General features: G+C 70.1%; 18 protein-coding genes and 1 tRNA gene. 15 read left to right on the forward strand and 4 right to left on the reverse strand.

From position 1 onward, the window contains the following. Positions 1 to 30: 30 nt before the first annotated feature. From QFZ82_RS24735 to QFZ82_RS24775, 9 genes are all read left to right on the forward strand, one after another. Positions 31 to 927 carry a xanthine dehydrogenase family protein subunit M gene (locus QFZ82_RS24735; protein ID WP_307715244.1) on the forward strand — a complete coding sequence of 299 codons (897 nt, stop codon included), beginning with the start codon at positions 31 to 33 and terminating at the stop codon, positions 925 to 927. Continuing rightward, positions 924 to 2696: a (2Fe-2S)-binding protein gene (locus QFZ82_RS24740; RefSeq protein ID WP_307715245.1), complete on the forward strand. Its 1773-nt coding sequence runs from the start codon at positions 924 to 926 to the stop codon at positions 2694 to 2696. The genes QFZ82_RS24735 and QFZ82_RS24740 overlap by 4 nt, the downstream gene beginning before the upstream one ends. Then, entirely contained in the window at positions 2693 to 5008 is a 2316-nt protein-coding gene (locus QFZ82_RS24745) for a xanthine dehydrogenase family protein molybdopterin-binding subunit (RefSeq protein WP_307715246.1), read from the forward strand. Before QFZ82_RS24740 ends, QFZ82_RS24745 begins: the two co-directional genes overlap by 4 nt. Before the next feature lie 142 nt (positions 5009 to 5150). Continuing rightward, positions 5151 to 5675, forward strand: coding sequence for a hypothetical protein (locus QFZ82_RS24750; protein WP_307715247.1), 525 nt, complete (start codon positions 5151 to 5153; stop codon positions 5673 to 5675). Between the two features lie 42 nt (positions 5676 to 5717). Beyond that, a complete protein-coding gene (locus QFZ82_RS24755) occupies positions 5718 to 7124 on the forward strand; it encodes a hypothetical protein (protein ID WP_307715248.1) in 1407 nt (468 codons plus the stop codon). Positions 7125 to 7150: 26 nt separating this feature from the next. Then, on the forward strand, positions 7151 to 8380 hold the full coding sequence (gene mycP, locus QFZ82_RS24760; protein ID WP_307715249.1) for a type VII secretion-associated serine protease mycosin: 1230 nt from the start codon (positions 7151 to 7153) through the stop codon (positions 8378 to 8380). 144 nt (positions 8381 to 8524) lie between these two features. Further along, positions 8525 to 8701 carry a hypothetical protein gene (locus tag QFZ82_RS24765; RefSeq protein WP_307715250.1) on the forward strand — a complete coding sequence of 59 codons (177 nt, stop codon included), beginning with the start codon at positions 8525 to 8527 and terminating at the stop codon, positions 8699 to 8701. A 10-nt stretch (positions 8702 to 8711) separates the two neighbouring features. After that, entirely contained in the window at positions 8712 to 9143 is a 432-nt protein-coding gene (locus QFZ82_RS24770) for a hypothetical protein (protein WP_307715251.1), read from the forward strand. A gap of 39 nt (positions 9144 to 9182) precedes the next feature. Next, the gene (locus QFZ82_RS24775; protein ID WP_307715252.1) at positions 9183 to 9902 is read left to right on the forward strand and encodes a hypothetical protein; all 720 of its coding nucleotides are present in this window, start codon (positions 9183 to 9185) and stop codon (positions 9900 to 9902) included. Positions 9903 to 10141: 239 nt separating this feature from the next. On the opposite strand, the gene QFZ82_RS24780 is transcribed toward QFZ82_RS24775, so the two are convergent. The 3 genes from QFZ82_RS24780 to QFZ82_RS24790 form a co-directional block, all read right to left on the reverse strand. Then, positions 10142 to 12241, reverse strand: a complete 2100-nt coding sequence (locus QFZ82_RS24780; protein WP_307715253.1) for a serine/threonine-protein kinase — start codon at positions 12239 to 12241, stop codon at positions 10142 to 10144. Between the two features lie 93 nt (positions 12242 to 12334). Next, positions 12335 to 14551, reverse strand: a complete 2217-nt coding sequence (locus tag QFZ82_RS24785) for a protein kinase (RefSeq protein ID WP_307715254.1) — start codon at positions 14549 to 14551, stop codon at positions 12335 to 12337. A 2-nt stretch (positions 14552 to 14553) separates the two neighbouring features. Continuing rightward, entirely contained in the window at positions 14554 to 15477 is a 924-nt protein-coding gene (locus tag QFZ82_RS24790) for a serine/threonine protein kinase (RefSeq protein WP_307715255.1), read from the reverse strand. Positions 15478 to 16117: 640 nt separating this feature from the next. Here QFZ82_RS24790 and QFZ82_RS24795 point away from each other — a divergent pair. From QFZ82_RS24795 to QFZ82_RS24805, 3 genes are read left to right on the forward strand one after another with little or no spacing between them, the layout of a single operon-like run. After that, positions 16118 to 16495, forward strand: coding sequence for a hypothetical protein (locus QFZ82_RS24795; RefSeq protein WP_373429440.1), 378 nt, complete (start codon positions 16118 to 16120; stop codon positions 16493 to 16495). 15 nt (positions 16496 to 16510) lie between these two features. Then, positions 16511 to 18835 carry a DUF6571 family protein gene (locus tag QFZ82_RS24800; RefSeq protein WP_307715257.1) on the forward strand — a complete coding sequence of 775 codons (2325 nt, stop codon included), beginning with the start codon at positions 16511 to 16513 and terminating at the stop codon, positions 18833 to 18835. A gap of 30 nt (positions 18836 to 18865) precedes the next feature. Further along, positions 18866 to 19540, forward strand: coding sequence for a hypothetical protein (locus QFZ82_RS24805; RefSeq protein ID WP_307715258.1), 675 nt, complete (start codon positions 18866 to 18868; stop codon positions 19538 to 19540). 63 nt (positions 19541 to 19603) lie between these two features. On the opposite strand, the gene QFZ82_RS24810 is transcribed toward QFZ82_RS24805, so the two are convergent. Continuing rightward, a tRNA-Cys gene (locus tag QFZ82_RS24810) sits at positions 19604 to 19675 on the reverse strand. 192 nt (positions 19676 to 19867) lie between these two features. On the opposite strand from QFZ82_RS24810, the gene QFZ82_RS24815 reads away from it, so the two are divergent. Genes QFZ82_RS24815 through QFZ82_RS24825 form a run of 3 tightly spaced genes read left to right on the forward strand, consistent with a single transcriptional unit; the run spans position 19868 to position 21964 of the window. Beyond that, positions 19868 to 21334 carry an MFS transporter gene (locus QFZ82_RS24815; protein WP_307715259.1) on the forward strand — a complete coding sequence of 489 codons (1467 nt, stop codon included), beginning with the start codon at positions 19868 to 19870 and terminating at the stop codon, positions 21332 to 21334. 31 nt (positions 21335 to 21365) lie between these two features. Beyond that, entirely contained in the window at positions 21366 to 21575 is a 210-nt protein-coding gene (locus QFZ82_RS24820) for a hypothetical protein (RefSeq protein ID WP_307715261.1), read from the forward strand. Then, a complete protein-coding gene (locus tag QFZ82_RS24825) occupies positions 21572 to 21964 on the forward strand; it encodes a type II toxin-antitoxin system death-on-curing family toxin (RefSeq protein WP_307715262.1) in 393 nt (130 codons plus the stop codon). The genes QFZ82_RS24820 and QFZ82_RS24825 overlap by 4 nt, the downstream gene beginning before the upstream one ends. Positions 21965 to 22049 lie beyond the last annotated feature (85 nt).

The raw sequence follows: 22049 nt of genomic DNA on the forward strand, positions 1-22049 counted from the left end.
ACAGCCGGGACACCGGGAAGGGGCAGCTGGGTGACCACGCACGCACCGCAGACGGCGCAGTCGGTGACGCTGCCGGGCTCGCTCGACGAGGCCGTGGCAGCGCTCACCGCCATGCCTGCCGCCGTGCCCGTCGCCGGGGGCACGGACCTCATGACCGCCGTCAACAGGGGACAGCTCCGCCCCGCGGGGCTCGTCGGCCTCGGCCGCATCAGCGAGATCCGCGGCTGGCGCTACCAGGACGGGCACGCGCTGCTCGGCGCCGGACTCACCCACGCCCGGATGGGACGGCCCGACTTCGCGGCCCTCATCCCCGCCCTCGCGGCCTCCGCGCGTGCGGCCGGGCCGCCCCAGATCCGCAACGCGGGCACGCTCGGCGGCAACATCGTCACCGCCGCGCCCACCGGGGACACGCTGCCCGTGCTGGCCGCCCTGGAGGCGGACCTGGTCGTGGCGGGCCCCGAGGGCGCGCGCCGCGAGATCCCGGTCTCCCACCTGCTCGCCGGCCGGGAGATGCTCGGCCCCGCCGAACTCATCGGCTTCGTACGGGTGCCGCTCCTGCACGCCCCGCAGGTGTTCCTCAAGGCCACCGGCCGCACCGGCCCCGGCCGCGCCACCGCATCCGTCGCCGTCGTGCTCGACCCGGCGCGGCGCGGGGTGCGCTGTGCGGTGGGCGCGATCGCGCCGATGCCGCTGCGCCCGCTGGAGGCCGAGCGCTGGATCGCGTCGCTGATCGACTGGGACGGGGAGCGGGGGCTCGCGGGCGAGGCGCTCGCGGCCTTCGGCGAGTACGTGGCGGCCGCGTGCATCCCGGACCCGCCCCCGGCGGCACCGGGCGAGGAGCAGCAGGTGCTGCCGCCCGCCGTACTGCATCTGCGGCGCACCGTCGCCGCGCTGGCCCGACGGGCACTGGGGAGGGCGCTGTCGTGAGCAACGAGGACCACCAGCAGGGGCGCTTCCCCGAGCCGCCGGACCACCAGGACCACCAGGACCGCCACGGCGGTCCGGACGGCGGCCAGGGGCGCCTGGACCTTCCGGACGCCTTCCTCCAGGACGGCCCGCTCGAGTACCCGCAGAGCGGGGACCAGGGGTACGCCGCGGGTGCGCAGGACTACCAGGGCTACCAGGACCACGGGCAGAGCCAGGCCCACGACCACGGCCAGGGCTTCCCGTACGAGTACGGCGGCTGGCAGCCGACGGCCCCCGACTACGACGGCGAGGCGACGGGCTTCTTCCAGCTGCCCACCGAGGATTCGCCGGCAGCCGCCCCTCTGGAGGCGCCGGGCCACGGCTACGTACCGCCGATGATCATGCCGTTGACGCCGCTCGCGCCGGAGGCGGGCACCGACCCGGCGACGAACGGCGGTTGGGCGCCGGAGCAGCCGCAGGCCGCCGGCGAGCCGGCGGAGCCGTCCGCTGCCGCGCCCGAGCCCGTGCAGTGGCCGGAGGCGGGCGCCCAGCGGCACGGCGATCCGCACGCGACCGGTCAGTGGACGTTCCCCGAGGAACCCGCCCCGGCGGCCCCGCAGGGCGCCGCCGGCCACGAGATGACCGGGCAGTGGTCGATCCCGATCGCAGAAGGTGATCTTCCGGACGAGTCGGGCGAATTCCTGCGTTCCGCACCGCCGGTGGCCGAGACGCCCTGGGCCGCCGCAGAGCCCCCGGCCACGCTTCCGGGCGGCGCGCCCGCGCCGTGGACGACGCTGCCCGGCGGCGCGCCCGCGCCGTGGGCGGAGCAGGCGCCTCAGGAGCAGGTGCCTCAGGAGTCGGCGCCTCAGGAGCCGCCTCAGGAGCCGGCGGTGCAGGAGCCGGAGCCCGGCGAGGCCGCGCCCGAGGGCCCGCTCCCCGCGGAGTCCCGGCATGCCGCCCCCGAGCCCCAGGAGCCGCAGGACGCCCCCGAGCCCGCGAGTCCCGAGACCGCTCGGGTGCCGGAGCCGCGCGAGGACGGGCCGGTCCCGCAGGAGCACGCGGCAGCGCAGCCGTCCGGGGACGCGTCCTCAGAAGAACCTCCCACCGGGGACCCGTCCTCCGAGGACGCCCCCTCCGGTGAACCGGACTCCGGGGCAGCGGCGGCCACCGGCGCCGACGAGCACCCGCCCACCTCGTACGTCCTGCGGGTCAACGGCACGGAGCGTCCGGTCACCGACGCCTGGATCGGCGAGTCGCTCCTCTACGTCCTGCGGGAGCGCCTCGGCCTCGCCGGAGCCAAGGACGGCTGCTCGCAGGGCGAGTGCGGCGCCTGCAACGTCCAGGTGGACGGCAGGCTCGTCGCCTCCTGCCTCGTACCCGCGGCGACGACCGCCGGCTCGGAGGTCCGCACGGTCGAGGGTCTCGCCGGTGACGGCGAGCCCTCCGACGTGCAGCGGGCGCTCGCCAACTGCGGCGCCGTCCAGTGCGGCTTCTGCATTCCCGGCATGGCCATGACCGTGCACGACCTGCTGGAGGGCAACCACGCCCCCACCGAGCTGGAGACCCGCCAGGCCCTGTGCGGCAACCTGTGCCGCTGCTCGGGCTACCGGGGCGTGCTCGATGCCGTACGCGAGGTCGTCGCCGAACGCGCCGCGAGCGCGGCCGCGGCCGCCGAGGAGGCGCCCCCCGAGTCGTACGGGGAAGCGCACGAGGAAGCCCGTATCCCGCACCAGGCACCCCCCGGCGCCGGTAGGGTGCAGGCCCACCCGCACGACGGAGGCATGGCGTGAGCAACGACGCGGCCGTCACGGCGAATCCGCAGGCCGTCGACGGCCCCCCGCCGGAAGCGCCGGCCCACGGCCTCGGCGCCTCCCTCCCCGCGGCCGACTCCCGCGCCAAGACGGAGGGCACGTTCCCGTACGCCTCCGACCTGTGGGCCGAGGGCCTGCTGTGGGGAGCGCTGCTGCGCTCGCCGCACCCGCATGCCCGCATCGTCTCCATCGACACGTCGGCCGCCCGTGACATGCCCGGCGTACACGCGGTGATCACCCACGAGGACATCCCGGGCGACGCGTCGTACGGCAGGCGGATCGCCGACCGGCCGGTGTTCGCGTCCGAGATCGTCCGCCACCACGGCGAGGCGATCGCCGCGGTGGCCGCCGACCACCCGGACACCGCGCGGCTCGCCGCGGCCGCGATCGCCGTCGAGTACGAGCTCCTCGACCCGGTGACCGACCCGGAGAAGGCGTTCGCCGCCGAACCCCTGCACCCCGACGGCAATCTGATCCGGCACATCCCGCTGCGCTACGGCGATCCGGACGTGACCGGCGAGGTCGTCGTCGAGGGCCTGTACCGCATCGGCCGCCAGGACCCGGCGCCGATCGGCGCGGAGGCGGGCCTGGCCGTACCGCGGCCCGACGGCGGCATCGAGCTGTACACGGCCTCGACCGACCCGCACGCCGACCGCGCCCTCGCCGCCGCATGCTTCGGCCTGGAGCAGGAACGGGTCAAGATCGTCGTCACCGGCGTACCCGGTGCGACGGGCGACCGTGAGGACCCCGGCTTCCAGCTCCCGCTCGGCCTGCTGGCCCTGCGGACCGGCTGCCCGGTCAAGCTCACCGCCACCCGCGAGGAGTCCTTCCTCGGCCACGTCCACCGCCACCCGACGCTGCTGCGCTACCGTCACCACGCGGACGCCGCAGGCCACTTGGTGAAGGTCGAGGCGCAACTGCTGCTCGACGCCGGCGCCTACGCCGACGCGTCCTCCGAATCACTGGCCGCCGCCGTCGCGTTCGCCTGCGGCCCCTATGTCGTCCCGCACGCCTTCATCGAGGGCTGGGCGGTGCGCACCAACAACCCGCCGTCGGGCCACGTGCGCGGCGAGGGGGCCATGCAGGTCTGCGCGGCGTACGAGGCGCAGATGGACAAACTCGCGGCCAGACTCGGCCTGGACCAGACCGAGATCCGCCTGCGCAACGTGCTGGCCACCGGCGACATCCTCCCCACCGGCCAGACGGTCACCTGCCCGGCGCCGGTCGCCGAACTGCTCCAGGCCGTACGGGACCACCCGCTGCCCTCCCTCCCCAAGGACACCCCCGAGAACGACTGGCTCCTCCCGGGCGGCCCCGAGGGCGCCGGCGAACCGGGCGCGGTGCGCCGCGGCGTCGGCTACGCGCTCGGCATGGTGCACATGCTCGGCGCGGAGGGCACGGACGAGGTCTCCACGGCGACGGTCAAGGTCCACGACGGCGTCGCGACGGTCATCTGCGCTGCGGTGGAGACCGGTTCGGGGTTCTCGACGCTGGCGCGCCAGATCGTTCAGGAGACGCTGGGCATCGAAGAGGTCCACGTGGCGGCGGTCGACACCGACCAGCCTCCGGCGGGCCCGGCGGCGCACGGCCGCCACACCTGGGTCTCCGGCGGCGCGGTCGAACGCGCGGCCAAGATGGTCCGCACTCAGCTCTTGCAACCGCTGGCGCACAAGTTCGGCATGTCCACGGAGCTGCTCCAGATCACCGACGGCAAGATCACGTCGTACGACGGCGTGCTCTCGACGACGGTCACGGAGGCGATGGAGGGCAAGGAACTGTGGGCGACGGCCCAGTGCCGCCCTCACCCGACGGAGCCGCTGGACGAGTCGGGTCAGGGCGATGCGTTCGTGGGCCTGGCGTTCTGCGCGATCCGCGCGGTGGTCGACGTCGACATCGAACTCGGCTCGATCCGTGTGGTCGAGATGGCCGTGGCCCAGGACGTGGGCCGCGTCCTGAACCCGGCCCAGCTGGCGACCCGCATCGAGGCGGGCGTCACCCAGGGCATCGGCGCGGCCCTCACGGAGAACCTCCGCACGGCCCGCGGCCTGATCCGCCACCCGGACCTGACGGGCTACGCACTCCCGACATCACTGGACGCGCCGGACATTCGCATCGTGAAACTGGTCGAGGAACGGGATGTCGTGGCCCCCTTCGGCGCGAAGGCGGCGAGCGCGGTCCCGGTGGTCACGTCCCCGGCGGCAGTGGCCTCAGCGGTCCGCGCGGCGACGGGCCGCCCGGTCAACAGGCTCCCGATCCGGCCACAGGCGGCGGTGGCGGCGCCCAACTCGTAACGGTGTGACACACATTGCATGTGCAACCCGAGGGTGCGCGGTGTCATGGCCACTCGGTACGGTGTCCCTGTAGAGCTGTGTAAACGGGGAGGCTTGTGTGGCGCAGGACGACGGGACGGGGCGGCCGGTGTACGGTCCGCCGGTGCCCACCGACGGGATGTCGAGCGACGAGCGGCAGCTGCGCATGGTCAATCCGGCGCTGGCATCCCTGCTCTACGACCCGGAATCAATGACTTCGTTCAAGAAGCGGGTCGACGATCTTCTGATCAAGCTGAACGGCTCACCGGCGGGACCTGACAAGGTCGCGGCGGATCCGCTCAGCGCGACGCAGTTCGGGGGCGGCGGCGGGAGCTGGGCCGAGGCGGCCGGGATCTTCGACGCGTACAAGACCGTCATCCACCAGCTCAAGCAGCTGTCCCAGCTTCTGGCGGACTGCATGGAGGGCATGGGCATCGTCGTGGTCTCGTCCAAAGACGGGTACCAGGGCATGGACGACGACATCCGTCAGCGCATGCTGGCCATCAGCCAGAACACGCAGGAGCACTACGACCCGAAGCGCGATCCGGTGGCTCAGGAGCAGGCAGCGCAGGAGAAGGCCCAGAACAAGGGCGAGCCGAACGGTACGGGCAAGCCCGGGGACACTGCCGGGGCCGGTGGGCTCAAGTAGTGATGGGCAGCTCGGAACGACGGGGAAACCAGAGGCGGGGATATGGCGAACAAGGCTGAAGGCGGCGGTGGCGGCGGGGGCAGGACCAACTTCGAGGACCTGACCCACGAGCAGATGCTCGCGTGGCTGGACGCGGCGGACAAGGGCGTGGTGAAGGCGGCCGCCGACCGGCTGTCGGAGGCCGCGCATGACATCAGGGACATTGCGCAGCAGCTCAAGTTCCGCCCGGAGCGCGTGGAGTGGGAGGGCGAGGGATTCCAGGCCTTCGTCGACTGGGCCGCGAGTCTGTCGAGCGCGACGTTCAGGCTCGCCGACTACAGCGACGAGGCGGCGAAGTGGATGACGCAGGCGTCGACGACGATCGGCGAGGTCCAGAGCGCGATCCCCCGGGACATCGCGGGCCCCAAGGCCAACCTGGAAGCGGCGCTGAAGTACCACAACGACCCGGACTCGGCGAAGGTCGCGAGCGAGGCGAAGTCGACGCTGGAGAAGAAGCGCCAGGAGGCCATCGCGCAGATGGTCAAGCTGGGCGACTCGTACGACCAGTCGAGCCGGGAGATGGCCAAGCTGGAGACCCCGACGTTCCAGCCGCCGCCGGAGCGGTTTGTGCCGGAAGGCCCCTCGGTCGCCGACTCGGGCGACGTCTATCGTGCTGAGGGCGGACACAGCGGCTCCAGTGGCGGCGGTGGCCTGGCGTATGCGTCGTCGTCCAGCGACCAGGGAGGAACAAGGGATACGGTCCAGCACGCCGAGATCCTGAGGCCTGCCAGGACGATAGGCCCTGACACGCCTGCCGCCGCAATGGAGATCGACAGCGTCAGCATGCTGCCTCCGCCGGCGACAACACCGCCCGCGACCCCCGGTCTGCCACCGACGGCGAGGCCGGACACGGGCGGTCTGCCTCCGGTCACCCCCGTCGCACCGGTCTTCGGCGGAGGACCATCCCTGCCGCCTCAGGCCCAGGGCGGGCCCAAGTCCCAAGCTGTGTCCCGCTCACCGCTCATGCCGGGGCCGGCCAGTCCGCCGGCCCAGGCTGCCCGGTTGCCACGGGACGGGATCACGGGTGGAAAGCCCGTGCAGCCGAGCACCGGTCGACCCGCGGTAGGTATTCCGCGGGGCACCGTGATCGGCAACGAGGGCGTGCACGGCCGCCCGCCCATGGCCCATGGCCCGGCGGGAATGGGTGGTGCAACGGGCGTTGGCCAGGGCGCGTTCGGCGGTGGCCGACGGCTCGCGGGCGAGACCGGCGGCATTGTCGGAGGCCGGCCCCAGCAGGCAGGCGCAGCCGGTTCACGTCCCTTCACCCCAGGAGGCTCCGGCCTTGTTCGGGGCACGAATGCTTCGGGCCAGGGGCCCGGGCAGCCGAACGGTGAGCGCCCCGACTACCTCGTCGAGGACGAGGAGACGTGGCAGCAGGGCCGGCGAGTAGCACCCCCCGTCATCGACTGACCGAACGAACAAGTCCGAGGAAGCAGATGCCCACCAGCAGTACCCGAAAAGCACGCGCCCAGGCTGCAGCGGCGGCCATGACGGGACTGCTGTTGGTGGGCATCGCCACCACACCAGCGCATGCCGATAGCGTCCGGTCCCAGCAGTGGTACCTGGATGCGATGGGCGCCGAGGACATCTGGAAGATCAGCACCGGCAAAGGTGTCGACGTCGCCGTGATCGATACCGGTGTCGATGACACCAACGGTGACCTCAGAGGGCAGGTGCTCGACGGGTTGGATCTCGCAACCGGCGAGAACGGCGACGAACACACGGATTATGAGGGCCACGGCACAGGCATGGCCGGGATCATCGCTGGCACGGGAGACAGCGGCGGGGGAGACGGCGCTTTCGGCCTCGCCCCGGGGACCAGGGTTGTACCGATCAGAATCCCCAACATCGGCTGGAATGCAAACCGCGATGCGGAGATCAACGTATTCAATGACGCCGTGTCGAGGGCCATCAGGTATGCCGCCGACCAGGACATCAAGGTCATCAATATTTCCCAGAAGGTCATCAAGGGATCGCAACAGCTGACGGACGCTGTCCGATATGCCACCAACAAGGGTTCCTTGATCTTCGCTGGCACTGGAAACGGTGGGGGCAGCGGACTCGGGTATCCGGCCAGCACGCCCGGAGTCGTCGGGGTCGGCGCACTCGGGAAGGACCTCAAGAAGACGGACGAGTCACAATTCGGTCCGCAAGTCGATCTCTCCGCCCCTGGTAAGGACATTGTCCACGCTTGCGGTGGCAAGACCGGGCTGTGCAACTCCCACGGAACCAGCACCGCCACCGCCATCGCCTCCGCCACCGCCGCCCTCATCTGGTCCAAGCACCCCGAATGGACCAACAACCAGGTCCTGCGCGTGATGCTCAACACCGCCAGTGCTCCGACGAGCGGCAACAAGCGCAACGACTACATCGGGTACGGCGCGCTGCGCCCGCTTCGCGCGCTGACCAGTCCCGGCGACCCGGGCCCTGCTGACGAGTACCCGCTCCCGGACCTCGCTTCGTCTGCGTCCCCGTCTCCATCCGCGGAACCGTCCGAGCCCACTGGGGGGCAGGAGATCGGCGCAGACGAACAGCCCGCCCCCGCGGCGTCCGCGTCCCAGGAGAGCAGCAACACGGGCCTGTGGATCGCGCTCGGGGCCGGTGCGGCCGTTCTCGTCGGCGCAGCCGTCGCGGCCGTGGTCCTCCGGGCACGCCGGAACAGCTAGTCGTCTTCTCCGGGCAGCAGCTCGGCACATACCAGAAACGGGGGAGCAATGTTGTTCGAGGAAGAGTGGGCCCAGCAGAAGAGCACCGTGGTGGAGCGCCAGGCGACTCAGATGTAGCTCAACCAACTTCCCGCCGACGGAGGAGTGAGTGCGCCTCCGCCGTTGATGCTGGGAAACAACTCTCCGGATCTGGCCGCGACCCCCGCCAAGAAGAAGGCGGCAGCGAACACGATCGAGAACCAGCTCGAACCGGGCACCAAGAAGGCCGCGCGCCGATCGTGCGTCCGTCCGTCGATGGCTCTCAAGCGGCACGCGCCGTGAATGGGTAGGTGTGCTGGTCACAAGTGGCGACACCTTGTTCGGTCAAGAGGGAGCCGGGGAGGATAGGGACGGCGTGCCGTTGTGTCGATTGAGTTCGGTCGACGACGGTCGGTGGGCTTTCTCGATCTATGTACGCAAGGCGTTGGCCATCCCGAGCGACCGGGACGATCTCGGTGGTGGTGTGACGTACTACTCGACGGGAGCGCTTGCCTCATCCACGGATGCTCGTGCAGCGCTGTACTTCAAATGTCACGGACCTTCGCAGGCCGAGGCGGCCGTCATCGCCGCTGAGCTGGAACTCCCCGACGACGCTCCGGCCGAGAAGTCAGGCATTCGTGAGAATCAGATCACGGTGCTCAACGCGGCCGCCCGTGCTGTCGCAAAGAAGCTGAAGTGCGGGACCACAGGCCTTGTCGAGGACAAGCCGCGGCCTCTTCAGTGAGGGCCGGTGGATGCGTGGAGCGGACCGAACAGGCGACGGATGCAGCTCCGGTCGGAGGTGCTGCTCGTGCCCACCTTCACCATTAGGCGCTCGTCCTGGCGCACGGCGGCCGCCGCCCTTGTGGTGGTGCTGGCCGTCGGCGCCTGTTCGGGCGGGGCAAACGAAGCCGAGGACCGGCTGTGCCAGTTCCCCGCCGACACGGCGGCGGGCAACACGCTGCGCCAGGTGCTCGGTACCGACGACGTGGAAACCGCGATCAATGCCACCGACGAACAACTGAGGGAGCACGTGTCCCGTCTGCTCGACGAGTTCGACGGCCGGCGCCCCACGTCCAACACGTCGGCTTGCTCGTTCCAGCCGAAGGCCCACATCGGAGCGGAGAGGCTTCGCGTCGAGTTCTCCTGGGTCCCCCCGACCGGCGACCCCAAGGCTTCAGCCAAGTACCTCTCCGGGGCGAGCCACTACAACCTGGGCGGTGTGCTGGGGGAGTCCAACGACATCGGAACGGGGCTGCGCGTCGCGTGCAGGCTGCGCGGGAAGCCCGAGTCCGACAAGGCCCTGCTCTATGCCCAAGCCGCGAACGGCATGTACCGCGGGCGGACCGTGGACCAGGAGATGAAGAATCGGCAGATCGAGTTCCTCTATTTCCAGACCCGTAACGCCGTGCAGATCCTGGGATGCGAGAACGGCCCCCTGACGAAGGACCCTGACGCCCGCCCGTACTCCTCTGCCGAAGAGGCCGCCGAAGGAGGGCAGTAGAGCGTGACAGCTCGTCCCGTCCCGGCGGCGGTGGCTCTGGCACTGGCTGCCTCCCCCCTGCTCACCGGCTGCCAGGCCGACAGCGAAGCCGTCACCGTGGCAGGCCTGCGAGAGACGGCCGACGACGTGGGCCCCGAGGGGACCGACAGGTGTCCCCTCCCGTACGAGGACGTCACTGAGCCGGGAGCAGGTGACCAGGCTCTCCGAGGCACTGGCCGCTCAGATCGGCTGAGCGGTGCTCAGCCGAACACCGGCAGTGCCACCAACTCCTCACCCGCCACAGCGAAGATCCGGTTCCCGCTTCCCACCAGCCCGTAGCTGCCTGCATCCTTCGGCAGCAGATGCCGCCAGGCACCCTTGCGGTCGTCGCGGGACATGGCCCACACCTCCACGTCGTCCCCTTCCGCCCTCGAGTTGATGGCGCAGACGGTGTTGGCCTGCACCACCACCGGGCTGTACATGAAGTACGCCTCGGGGGACCGCCACGCCTCGTTTCCATCGGCCGCGTCGAAGCCGAGGATGTATGGGCCCTGCGTCGTGTAGACCGTCTTGCCGTGTACCAGCGGGGGGCCCGAAGGCTGCAGCTTGCCCTCGACCAGCTCGCTCTTCGCCCACAGTTCCGCGCCATCGCCGAGGTTGCGTGCGGTCAGCGAGCCGCCGTTGATGAAGACCGTGTCGCCGAGGATCACCGGCTCGATCAGTGCGAAGTCGACGGATGCCTGGTCGTCGATGCCCCAGACCTGGCGACCGTTCGCCACGTCGATGCCGAGGACCCGGCCGGACGCTGTCGCGACAACGAGCCGGCCGCGCGCTGCTGCACCGGTCGGGGGGCGGCTGGTGGCGCCGAACGGTGGCTTCTTCGTGAGGAGATCCGCCTGAGGCTGCACCGTCCAGAGGATCTTGCCGTTCGAGCGGCTGATGCAGCGCAGCCGGCCATCCGCCATGACGGCGTACACGGCGGAGTCGTCGGCGGCGATCAGACACTTCGCGGCTGCTTTCACCGTCCACCGTTTCTCGCCCGTGGCGGCGACGAAGGTCACCACGTTGCCCCCCTCGTCCACCGCCGCGACGAGGGAATCGGACAGGGAGAGGAAACCCGCTTCCGGGCTCACGGCCGGAGCCTTCCAGCGCTGCTCTCCGTCCACGACGCTGTGTGCCGCAATCCCCCCGCCCGCGGCGCTGAGCACCAGCACGTCCCGCACCGGCAGGACATCGGGGGACTTCCCGGCCAGCAGCCTGTCCGGACCCCACAGCGGTGCGGGCTTTCCCGTGGTGGCGGTTCCGGCCTCGGCAAGGGGGGTGTCCGCGGGCGGCGGCACCGTGAACGGATCCCGGTCACGGCCCAGCCACCAGGCGGCCGCCGTTCCACCACCGGCCGCGACGACCGCTCCGCCCACCGCGAGACCGGTGACCAGTCGGCGGCGGGTGGTTCCCTTGGAACCGGACGGTGAGATCGCCGTGGTCAGCTGATGAACGCTGCGCTCGCGCTGCTTGATGTCGGCCGCCAACGGGCCGTGGCGCCAGACGCGTTCCGCTCCCCGGGGAGGCGCGAACGCCCCTGCCATCTGTGCCGGAGTGGGGCGATGCGCGGGATCCTTGGCCAGGCACGGCCCGATCAGCGGCGCGAGCTGCGGCGGTACTCGCTCCAGGCGGGCCATGCCATGCACCACCTCGTACTGCACCGCCGCGATGTGCGTGCCCGTGAATGCCTGCTCCCCGGTGATCGCGTACACCAGCACGGCACCGAGGGAGAACACGTCGGCGGGTGGTCCGACGCGTTGTCCCAGCACCTGCTCGGGGGCGCCGTAGCCGGGGGTGGCCGGTACCTGGCCCGTGGTCGTCAGGGTCAGGCCGTGTTCGGGGCGTGCGATGCCGAAGTCGATGATGCGCGGTCCCGACGACGCCAAGATGATGTTGGAGGGTTTGAGATCACGGTGGATCATTCCCGCGGCGTGGATGTCGGCCAGCGTGCGGGCCAGAGCAAAGGCGAGGACACGCGCGGACGGCTCGTCCAGAGGGCCGTGCGCTCCAATGGCCTGGTCGAGCGTCGGACCTGCGAGGAACTCGGTGGCGATCCAGGGTCGTCCCCCCTCGGTCTGTGCGCCGAGCACCCGGGCCACACCCCTGCTCGTGACGGCACGCGCCATCTGCGCCTCGCGCACGAAGCGCTGGGCGAGGCTCTGGTCGTAGGCCAGCTCGGGGCGCAGGACCTTCACGGCCGCGGTGGTACCGGAGGAGTCCTGCCCGATGTACACCTTGCCCATGCCGCCCTCGCCGAGGACGCCGTGGAGCCTGTACGGGCCGAGGCGCAGCGGGTCGCCTGTGCCGAGGGTTCTCATGGGTGGCTGCTCTCTCTCAATTCCTTGAGCCGTACACCCGGTCCGGGCCGGGCGGCTTGGGGTGTCGACTGCGGATCACGTGAACATCCCGCGTCAGCCGATGTCGTAGCCCGCGACGAAGTCCCTGCCCACGGCGATGAGCCTCTCGGGGATGCCAAGATAGGGGAAGAATCGTTCGCCCTCGGCCTCGTACGTCTTGGCCACCTGCCCCGTGCTGACGTCGACCGCCCTCATCCGGCCGGCCTTGCTGTCGTAGCTGTAGACGTACTTGTAGCCGGCCACCGGCGGGACGGTGAGGTCGGACTGCCTGCCTTGGGCGCCCTTTTCCCGCCACACCAGGTCTCCGGTGACGAAGTCCAGGGCCACGAGACCGAGCCCTTCCTCCACGACGAACACGGAATCCCCGACGGCAGGGGGTCCGGTACGACGCCGGGACCGGCCGACGCCGAAATTCCACACCTCCTTGCCGTCCTGGAGGCTGAGTGCGCGCAGAGGGCCCGTCGGCGGGTAGACGTGGATGAGGTCGACTTCCAGCATGCCCCGCACGTCATCCGGCGTGGTGACGTCGAGGGCCTTCTCCCATCTGGTCTCGCCTGTCCGGGAGTTTCGTACAACGAGAGTCACCGTGCCGTCCGTTTTCTCCTGGAGGAGGACGAGGTGGCCCTTCTCCGTCACCCGTGCGGCGAGGAAATGGAGCCTCTGTGAGGTGTGTGGGCGGGCAGGCAGTGGCTGACGCCAGACGACCTTGAGGGTGTGGCTGTCGACGGCCATCAGGAACCACGTCTGGCCGTCCCCATAGCCCATCGCTTCGCCTGAATGCTTTCCCTGTCCCGCGGCGAGGTAGACGACACCCTCCTCGGCGCACAGCAGCTGAGTCCCGGCCAGTCCCCCGTTGTAGTCCTTGAACTCGACGAGGTCGGGATTCAGATCCTCCGACGTGAAGTCGGTGACCTTGACGGTGAGGGGGCCGTCGCCCGAGGACACGGGTTCGCAGATGTACAGCCTGCTGCTGTTGCTGTCGGCGATGCACCGATGCGCCGGCGCCGTGCCCAGCGAGGGGATCTCGACCCCGCCTCGGTTCATGTCGATGACACGGACGCCGTTGTCATCGGCGAGCGCGATGGTGCCGACAAGGCCGAGGGGGACGGGTGCGGCTGGGGCGTTCTTCGGAGCGCTCAGGGGGAGCCGCCACAGCCAGTTCCCCTTCTTGGTCGCGGTACGGCCCGGCTTCGCCTCGGCATCCGGTTTCTTGCCCGAGCCGCTGCCGCCCTGGCCGAGCCATGTCCAGAGACCGGTAGCGGCCACTGCGGCGCCGACGACGCCGGAGCCGCCGATGGTGAGGAGTCTGCGGCGGGTGGGGCCGGTGGAGGCGGGCGAGGTGTCTGTTCCGCCGTATGCCTGTTCCGCGGGTGCCGGGAGGCGGTGCGGGTGCCACGCCCATACCTCGGTTGCCCTGCGGGCGATGTCCGCGAGCAGCGCGTCCGGCAGGTGGTCGGCGAAATGGCCGTGCCCGCTGTGGAGTTGGGTGGCGAGTTCGTGGGTGGTGGGGCGGTGGGCGGGGTCCTTGGCGAGACAGGCCGCAAGGATCGGGATCAGGGCGTGCGGGAGACCGGTGAGGTCCGCGTCGGCGTAGCGGACGCGGTAGAGGAGGTCGGCCGCTTGTCCGGTGCCGAAGGGGCCGTGACCGGTTGCGGCGTAGGTGAGGACGCCGGCGAGGGCGAAGACGTCTCCGGCGGGTGTGTGTTCCTGGCCGGTGGCCTGCTCCGGGGACATGAAGGCGGGCGTGCCCGCCGCCGTGCCGGTGCGGGTGAGGCGGTCGTCGCCGGCGGCGCGGGCGATTCCGAAGTCAATGATCTTGGGGCCGTAGGCGGTGATCATGACGTTGGACGGCTTCAGGTCGCGGTGGACCACGTCGGAGGCGTGGAGTTGGGCGAGGGCTCCGGCGAGGGCCGCGCCCAGGGCCCGGACAGACGCCTCGGGCAGGGGGCCGCTCAGAGCGACGGCGTCGTCGAGGGGCGGGCCGAGGACGTACTCGGTGGCGAGCCAGGGGGTTTCCGCGGCCGGGTCGGCGTCGACGACGGTGGCGCCGTGGTGGCCGCCGATGATGCGTGCGGCGTCGGCCTCCAGGTGGAAGCGGGTGCGTGCGGCCGTGTCGGAGGCGATGTGGGCGTGCATCGTCTTGAGCGCGACGGTACGGCCGCCGGCCGAGCGGGCGAGGTAGACGGTGCCCATTCCGCCGTGGCCGAGGCGGGCGAGCAGGCGGTAGGGGCCGATGCCGAGCGGGTCGTCGCGGGTCAGGGGCTGGAGCACGGTCAGGTCCTGGTAGTGGTCTGAGGGACGCGGAGTTCAGCTGCGAGCAGCTCCGCGGACTGACGGGCGAGGGCCGCGACGACACGGCCCGGCAGCCAGCCGGGGCCGAGCAGCGACGCCGACGAGTCCAGGACCGTCGCCGTCGGGGCGGACGAGGCCGGCGGCAGCGCGAGCACCAGCTCCGCAGCAGTCGGGCGGGCCGCGGCGTCGCGGCTCAGACAGCGGGAGATCAAGGGGCGCAGGGATTCGGGCAGTTCGGCGGAGTCGGGCACGGTGTGGCACGTGGCGGCGTACGCGAGGACGGCGCCGAGGCCGTGGATGTCGCCCGCGGGACGCGGGCGTCCGCCTGCCCCCGCCTCCGGGGCCAGGCTGCCGGAATCCAGGCCGGGCAGCCCGGCGCGCTGCTCGCCGTCGGGGGCCGCTGTGCGTGCCGCGCCGAAGCAGGTGAGCCGTGGGCCGTCCCAGGCGAGCAGTACGGCGGCGGGGGACAGGCCCGCGTGGGTGACGCCAGCCGCGTGCGCACTCGCGAGAGCCTCGGCGAGCGCGGTGCCGAGCGCCCGCACGGTCCGCTCCGGCAGCGGACCTCCGTGCACCGCAAGGGCGACAGGCAGCGGCAGCACCGGCAGATAGGGGGAGGCGTACCAGGCCGCGGATGGCGTGGGCGAGACCTCGGTGACGGGCAGCACCCAGGGGCCGGCGAGCCTGCGGGCCGCCTCGGCCTCGACGAGGAAACGCCCCGGGTCGGCGCCGTGGAGCGAGGTGCTGAGCAGGACCGTCCGGTCGCCGTCGGCGCTGCGGGCGACGAACCGGTGCTCGGGCAACGCCGGTTGACCGGCGCCGACCGCATCGAGGCGGGTGATCAGGTGGTACGGGCCGATCCGGCGCGGAGCATACCCGTGCGGCTGTTCCGAAGGCGCTCGTTCCATCTGCTAATCCCCCCAGCAATAATCATGACCACCGGAGCCTATCCAGCGACGGCTGAGTGGTCGGGCCACAGGTCCACCGCTCGGCACAGGCTCGCCGCGGGCCGACGGCACAGGGGAATCCCCAATGGTGCGTGGGGGTCGGCTTCGAGGCTGCCCATACCGCCGTGCCGAGGCGCACGAGCAGGCGGTAGGCAGTAGGGGCCGATGCCGAGCGGGCGTTGGTCAGAGGGCTGGAGCACGGTCAGATCCGGCGCACGGAAGGATGTCCGCCCGGGCATGAGTCACCCTGCTCGCTGTCGTTCCTTGTGCCCCCTGAGACATGGGTGCCATCAGGATGCCGTCAGCAGTGAGGCCTGCAGGTTCTACGGCATTGCCTGGTCGGCGATGCGGTGACCTGGCGAGATTCCGTAGAGGTTTCGTGCAGGGCCGGCGATGAATCCGTGGCCGGTGCCGTACTCCAGTTCATCTTCATTGCGAGGATGGCCGTGCCGTGTACCAGATCAAAGGCCACAAGTTACTGTATGCCCGTTGAGCGCAAGTCCATGACGGCCGATGGCGGGAAGAATTCAGATCGGGGGAATGCGTGACTTTCGATGCAGAATGGGCGGCACTCCGCGTGGAATCGACGCAACGGGTCGAAATGCGACTCAACGGCGTTGAAGGCGGCACTGGGACACAGAACGGACCGGCCAACGCGGACCTGGCGGTCAATCAGGACAATTTGGGCGCCATTGGTCATGAGGCCTACGGCTTGCGAACGCGACTGTCCAAGGATGGTGATCACGCCAGGCCGTCCACCTTCGATGCGGCCATCGCGCTCACCAATGGCAACTTCGTCAGCGGATCGGCGGTTCTGAAGGTGCACGACCGATGGAACACGCACCTTAAAACGCTGCTCGACGCTTGCGCGCAGATTTCCAACCATCTCAACTACACGAAGTCCGCTCACGCGAAGGACGATGTGCAGATCGCCGGTGACCTGCTCTCGGTTTCCAAGCTCAATGAGTACTTGAAGTAGTCCTGGGGGGCGGAAGTGCTGAAGTATGAAGACATCGTCGATGCGCCCGTGGGCAAATTGAAGGCCGCGGCGGACGACTGGTCGGAGATGGTCGCAAAGTTGGAGCGGCTTGCCGAGGATGCCAACGACGGGATGAAGGCGAAGGCTGACAAGGCGGACTGGCAGGGCGAGAACGCCGGGGTGACCAAGGGGTTCATCGGCAAGACGGCGAAGGAATTCAAAGATGCCGCAGCCGAGGCCAAGGGTGTCAAGCTGATCCTGGAAGAGGCGCACAAGGCCTTCAAGAAGGCCAAGGACGACCTGATCGTAATTCGGGACGAAGAGGGCCCCAAGGCCGGTATCCATGTCGACGCCAAGGGAAAGGTGACGGCGCGGTACCCCCTGGAGAAGGACCATACGGCGAGGCATGACCCCGACTACCCTGAGCTCCTCCGACAGCAGAAGGCATCGATCGAGGCGTGGCAGAAAAAGATCGATCTGATCGTCGACAACTGCAACGACACCGATGAGTCCCTGAAGCATGCCCTTGAGGCCAATGTCACCGACGACCCCAGCTTCAGTGCGCCCAAGTACCAGAACCTTGATCAAGAGGAAGCTGCCCGAGCAGCCGCCCTCGCAGCCAAGGGACGGGACATCACGCACACCGAACTGCAGGCGCTCAACGAACTGTTGCACGACAACAGCAAGTCGCCGGAGTTCTCGAAGAACTTCTACGAGAAACTCGGGCCGGAGAAGACTCTCGCATTCTTCGGTCAGCTCTCAACCGACACCTACGAGTACGGCAAGGTCGACAAGGAGCGCCTCAAGGATGTTCAGGCTCTCCAGAAGAACCTTGGCCTCAACCTCGCTACGGCGTCCCAGGACAAGAACTTCACCGCCGAGTGGGGGCCGGAACTCCGCAAGCTCGGCACCGAGCGCATTCCCCTGGCGAAGAACGACTACAACGGTCCTTTCGGTTACCAACTGCTCGGCGGCATCATGCGGTACGGGAACTATGACGCCAAGTTCCTCAACCCGATCGCCGAACACGTGGCGCAGTTGCACCAGAAGGACCCCTACATGTTCGCCGAGAACAAGCAGGTGAACAGCCCGTTCAAGAATCCGTTCAACCCGTCCGGGGTCAACGGATCGGGATATGACCCGACAGTCGCGATGCTGGAGGCACTTGGGCACAGTCCTGACGCGGCGAAGCATTTCTTCGCCGACGCGCCAACTGCCTACAACGAGGACGGGACTGTCAACAAGGGTGCCACTGCCGACTTGGGGAAGGACAAGGACGGCAACAGGATTGCGAATTACCTCGACTTCTTCGGTAACGAGAAGTGGCAGTCGTACGGGGACGTCGACTCGCTGGATCCGGATGAGCTCGAGAGGTCCGTCAACTACATGCCGGACGCGCTCGGGCACGCGCTCGAGGCTGCGACGCTCGGCTATCCGTGGGACGACCCGAATCCGAATCCGGTGCGCGATGCGTCCACGGCCGAGGTGATGACGGCCGTCGTCGAGAAGTATGGCTCCGACCCTGGTCTGCTCAAGCACCAGGAGGCGTTGGCCGACAGCATGGGCAACATAGGCGCCGGGTACATCGACGACATCAACTGGGCCCTGGAGGAGGGCAACCCCGACAGTGTCTTCGCCCCGACCAAGAATCCGGACGGTCACGCGAACCTGGAGCGGGACGCGGCGCGCGGCTTCCTCAGCGCGATCGGCCAGCATCCAGACGCGTACGCCACAGTCTCCAAGGCCAACGAGGTCTACACGACCAGCGTGCTCGAGGGTCAGGTCGGTGAGAACGGCAAGATCGACACCGGCAGAGCGCGCTCGGCCGTGGGCACTGGGGCAGAGGTGCAGGGAATGCTCGACCAGTCGCGTGCCGACCAGGTCGAGGCGACCAACCTGAAGACCCACGAGGAGTACGAGAAGGCGGTGCAGAAGCGTGCCGGCTGGGTCGAGTTCGGCGCGACGACCGCTCTGGCAGCTGGTGTGGCTTTCCTTCCGGCGACGGCCGCGGTCGGCGCCGCGGCCGTGCTGATCCCACTGGCCACCGATACTGCGAGTGGCGCGGTGGAGCAGGTCATCGGCCAGGTGATAGGCGATGTCTCGGACAAGTCGATCGACGAGCACAAGGAGAAGATCGAAGACCTCACCCGAGAGGAGAAGACCAGGGTCTTCTCCGGGGGCGAGGCCATGGCCGAGGCTCCGATGAAGAAGTTCCTGCAGTACCACGGCATCGAGTTCAACAGCGAATTCGGCCAAGACCTGAAGGAATCCATGCGCATCGGTTACGGAACCGGCAATGACCGGGAGAACCAGCAGGGCAACGACCCCGAGACCGGCTGACGTCGTCGTGGGCAACGAGGGAGAAGGTACGTGGGATCTGCGTGGATGAGCCGCCGCTCGCTGGGAGCCGTCGGGTTGGTTCTGCTGCTCGGGGCCGGGACCGCGGCGTGCGGTGAGGAGCCCGAGGAGAAAAGCCCCTATGTCGCCACCAACGAGCTGTGCGACGGGCTGTTCGAGGGGGCGGCGGCCGGGGCGGTGGAGACTGTCATGGGTGCCACCTCATTCGATCGCACGGGGCCTGGCGGCATGGGCCGTGTCGTCGAGTCTCTCGAGGAGGGCTACGCGAGCGACCGCAGCTGGTCCCGCGCAACGGAGCTCTGCGAGCTGAGCCCCAGGGGGAGCGGCGGCATCGGCGGCGACGGCAAGCTCAGTTTCTCGCTGTACGCACCGGGTGACATCGGCACCGGTCGCCTGGCAGCGGGTGAACGGGCCTACGGCATGGGCACGGAGGCGGAGGCGGGCCCGCGAGGAGCCCGGCTGTACTTCGAGTGCGTCAGCCCGACGTTCAAGGGCTCTCAGGGACGTCCCGCACGGGTGCACGGCTCTCTGCGCCTCGAAGGCGACCTCGAGAAGGATTCGAAAGAGCACCGCGAGGCCGGGCTGACCGTGGTGCATGCCGCGTCACTCGCCGTCGCGAAGCAGCTCAAGTGCGAGGACAACGGCGGACTGCCCGAGAAGCCCGTTCTGTCGGAGTCCGGGTCTTAGCCCGTACGCACGGCGGTGGCCGCCCCCTCTCGGGGAGCGGCCACCGCCCATCCGTGCGTACGGAGGCCGTGACCGGAATCGAACCGGCGTAACTCGCTTTGCAGGCGAGCCCCTCAACCACTCGGGCACACGGCCGTGCGTTCCAACTCCTCGACCGTAGGCGGATTTCGGGCGGTCGCTCAAGCATGTGGCCGGGGCCGCAACGCGACTGCCATACGCCGTTCACGGTCGCGCGCCCGGTCGTACGGGGTCGTACGACCGAGGGACCAGGCGGGTCCCGTCGAATGACAGGGCCCAAGGTCTGCCATGCCCCTTACTCTGGAGCCCATGACCGCCCCCGAACCGCGTGACACCGATGTCACGCACCTGCCCGCCGACCCAGCCCACAGCCCCGGGGAACCGGACGGCGGGGGCGTTCTCGGTCCGTCGTACCGTGCGCTCAGCATCGGCATCGTCTCCGTCGTCTTCCTGATCGCCTTCGAGGCGACCGCCGTCGGCACGGCGATGCCCGTGGCCGCGCGCGAACTGCACGGCATCCCGCTGTACGCCTTCGCCTTCTCCGCGTACTTCACCACCAGCCTCTTCGGCATGGTCGTCGCCGGGCAGTGGGCCGACCGCAGAGGTCCGCTGGGCGCGCTCGCCGGCGGGATGACCGCCTGGGCCGCCGGGCTGCTGCTGTCGGGGACGGCGGGCGCGATGTGGGTGTTCGTCGTGGGCCGTGCCGTCCAGGGGCTGGGCGGCGGTCTCGTCATCGTCGCCCTGTACGTCGTCGTCAGCCGCGCCTATCCCGGAAGGCTCCAGCCGGCGATCATGGCGGCCTTCGCGGCGAGTTGGGTGGTCCCGTCCGTGGTGGGCCCGCTGGCCTCCGGCACCGTCACCGAACAGCTCGGCTGGCGCTGGGTCTTCCTCGGCATCCCCGCGCTCGTCGCCGTACCGCTCGCCCTCGCGCTGCCCGCGATCCGGCAGCGCGCCTCGGGGCCGGCGGACGCCGCCGCGCCCCTGCCGCCGTTCGACCGGCGCCGGATCAGGCTGGCCCTCGGGATCGCGCTCGGTGCGGGGCTGCTCCAGTACGCGGGCCAGGACCTGCGCCCGCTGTCGTTGCTGCCCGCGGCGGCGGGCGCGGTGCTGCTCGTCCCGTGCGTTCTCGGCATCCTGCCCAAGGGGACGTACCGGGCGGCCCGCGGGCTGCCGTCCGTCGTCCTGCTGCGCGGCATCGCCGCGGGGTCGTTCATCGCCGCCGAGTCCTTCGTGCCGCTGATGCTCGTCACCCAGCGCGGGCTGTCCCCGACCCTGGCGGGCCTGTCGCTCGCGGTCGGCGGAGCGACGTGGGCGCTCGGTTCGTACGTGCAGTCCCGGCCGCGGACCGAGCCCTACCGCGAACCTCTGGTCGTCTTCGGCATGCTGCTGGTCGCCGCGGCGATCGCGACCGCGCCGAGCGTGCTGATCGGCGCCGTCCCCGTGTGGATCGTGGGCGTGGCGTGGGGCTTCGGCTGCTTCGGCATGGGGCTCGTGATCGGCTCGACGAGCGTGCTGCTGTTCAAGCTCTCGGCCCCCGAGGAGGCGGGCACGAACTCGGCCGCGCTGCAGATCTCGGACGCCCTGTCGAACATCATGCTGCTGGCGGCGGGCGGTGCGGCGTTCGCCGCACTCGGCGGCGGCGCGGTGGGCGCCCACGCTGCCTCGGCCGCGTCCGCGTCACACCCGGCGGCCTTCGCCGCGGTGTTCCTCCCGATGGCGGGGGTGGCGCTGGTGGGGGCGTGGGTCGCGACGCGGTTGCGGGTGAAATCCGCGTGAGGCCGCGATCCGAGCTCTCTACGATCACGGCATGCAGTCGAAAGACGAGTTCGCCGTCCGCCTGACCGAACCCGAGCAGCAGGCCGTGCGGGACCTGGCCGACGCCCGCGGCGCCGCTGTCGAGGACCTGCTCGCCGAGGCCGTCCGCCACTACCTGCACGCCGAGGGCGAGCTCGTGCGCGCCGTAGCGGCGCGGTACGCGGCGGACCACGCCGATCTCCTGAGGAGGCTGGGCGAGTGACACGACACCTCACGGTCGCCGAGGTGACCGGCATCGCGACGCTCGCCTTTGGCGGGACGCCGCCGGGGCTGCGCGCACCGGGCCTGCTCGAATCCGCCGTACTCCGGCCCAGGGCCCGGATGTTCGGCGTGTCCGCGCACCAGGGCCTGTACGAGCAGTCCGCGGCGCTGCTGCACGCGATCGCCGCCAACCATCCCTTCGTCGACGGCAACAAGCGCACGGCCTGGCTCGCCGCCGTCACGTTCCTCGCCCTCAACGGCGCCGACCTCGCCGACGCCGACCAGGACACGGCGTACGACCTCGTCGTCGACGTGGCCTCCGGAGCGGCGGACGACCTGGCCGGCATCGCGGGCCGGCTGCGTCAGCTCGCGGCGCGTGCTGTGAGCTGAGTCGCACCCGGCGTGGTCACGGCGTCGCGTCGTCCGGACGACGGCCGGGCCACCGATAGGGTGGCCCGGTTGTCGTACCAGAGCC

The organism is Streptomyces sp. V4I23 (genome assembly GCF_030817975.1).
Lineage (GTDB): Bacteria > Actinomycetota > Actinomycetes > Streptomycetales > Streptomycetaceae > Streptomyces.

Excerpts from the sequence above, each read along its gene's own strand:
- QFZ82_RS24755 (WP_307715248.1), top strand. The coding sequence starts at position 5,718 with ATGGCGAACAAGGCTGAAGGCGGCGGTGGCGGCGGGGGCAGGACCAAC.
- mycP (WP_307715249.1), top strand. The coding sequence starts at position 7,151 with ATGCCCACCAGCAGTACCCGAAAAGCACGCGCCCAGGCTGCAGCGGCG.
- QFZ82_RS24775 (WP_307715252.1), top strand. The coding sequence starts at position 9,183 with ATGCAGCTCCGGTCGGAGGTGCTGCTCGTGCCCACCTTCACCATTAGG.
- QFZ82_RS24780 (WP_307715253.1), bottom strand. The coding sequence starts at position 12,241 with ATGAGAACCCTCGGCACAGGCGACCCGCTGCGCCTCGGCCCGTACAGG.
- QFZ82_RS24790 (WP_307715255.1), bottom strand. The coding sequence starts at position 15,477 with ATGGAACGAGCGCCTTCGGAACAGCCGCACGGGTATGCTCCGCGCCGG.
- QFZ82_RS24795 (WP_373429440.1), top strand. The coding sequence starts at position 16,118 with ATGCGACTCAACGGCGTTGAAGGCGGCACTGGGACACAGAACGGACCG.
- QFZ82_RS24815 (WP_307715259.1), top strand. The coding sequence starts at position 19,868 with ATGACCGCCCCCGAACCGCGTGACACCGATGTCACGCACCTGCCCGCC.
- QFZ82_RS24820 (WP_307715261.1), top strand. The coding sequence starts at position 21,366 with ATGCAGTCGAAAGACGAGTTCGCCGTCCGCCTGACCGAACCCGAGCAG.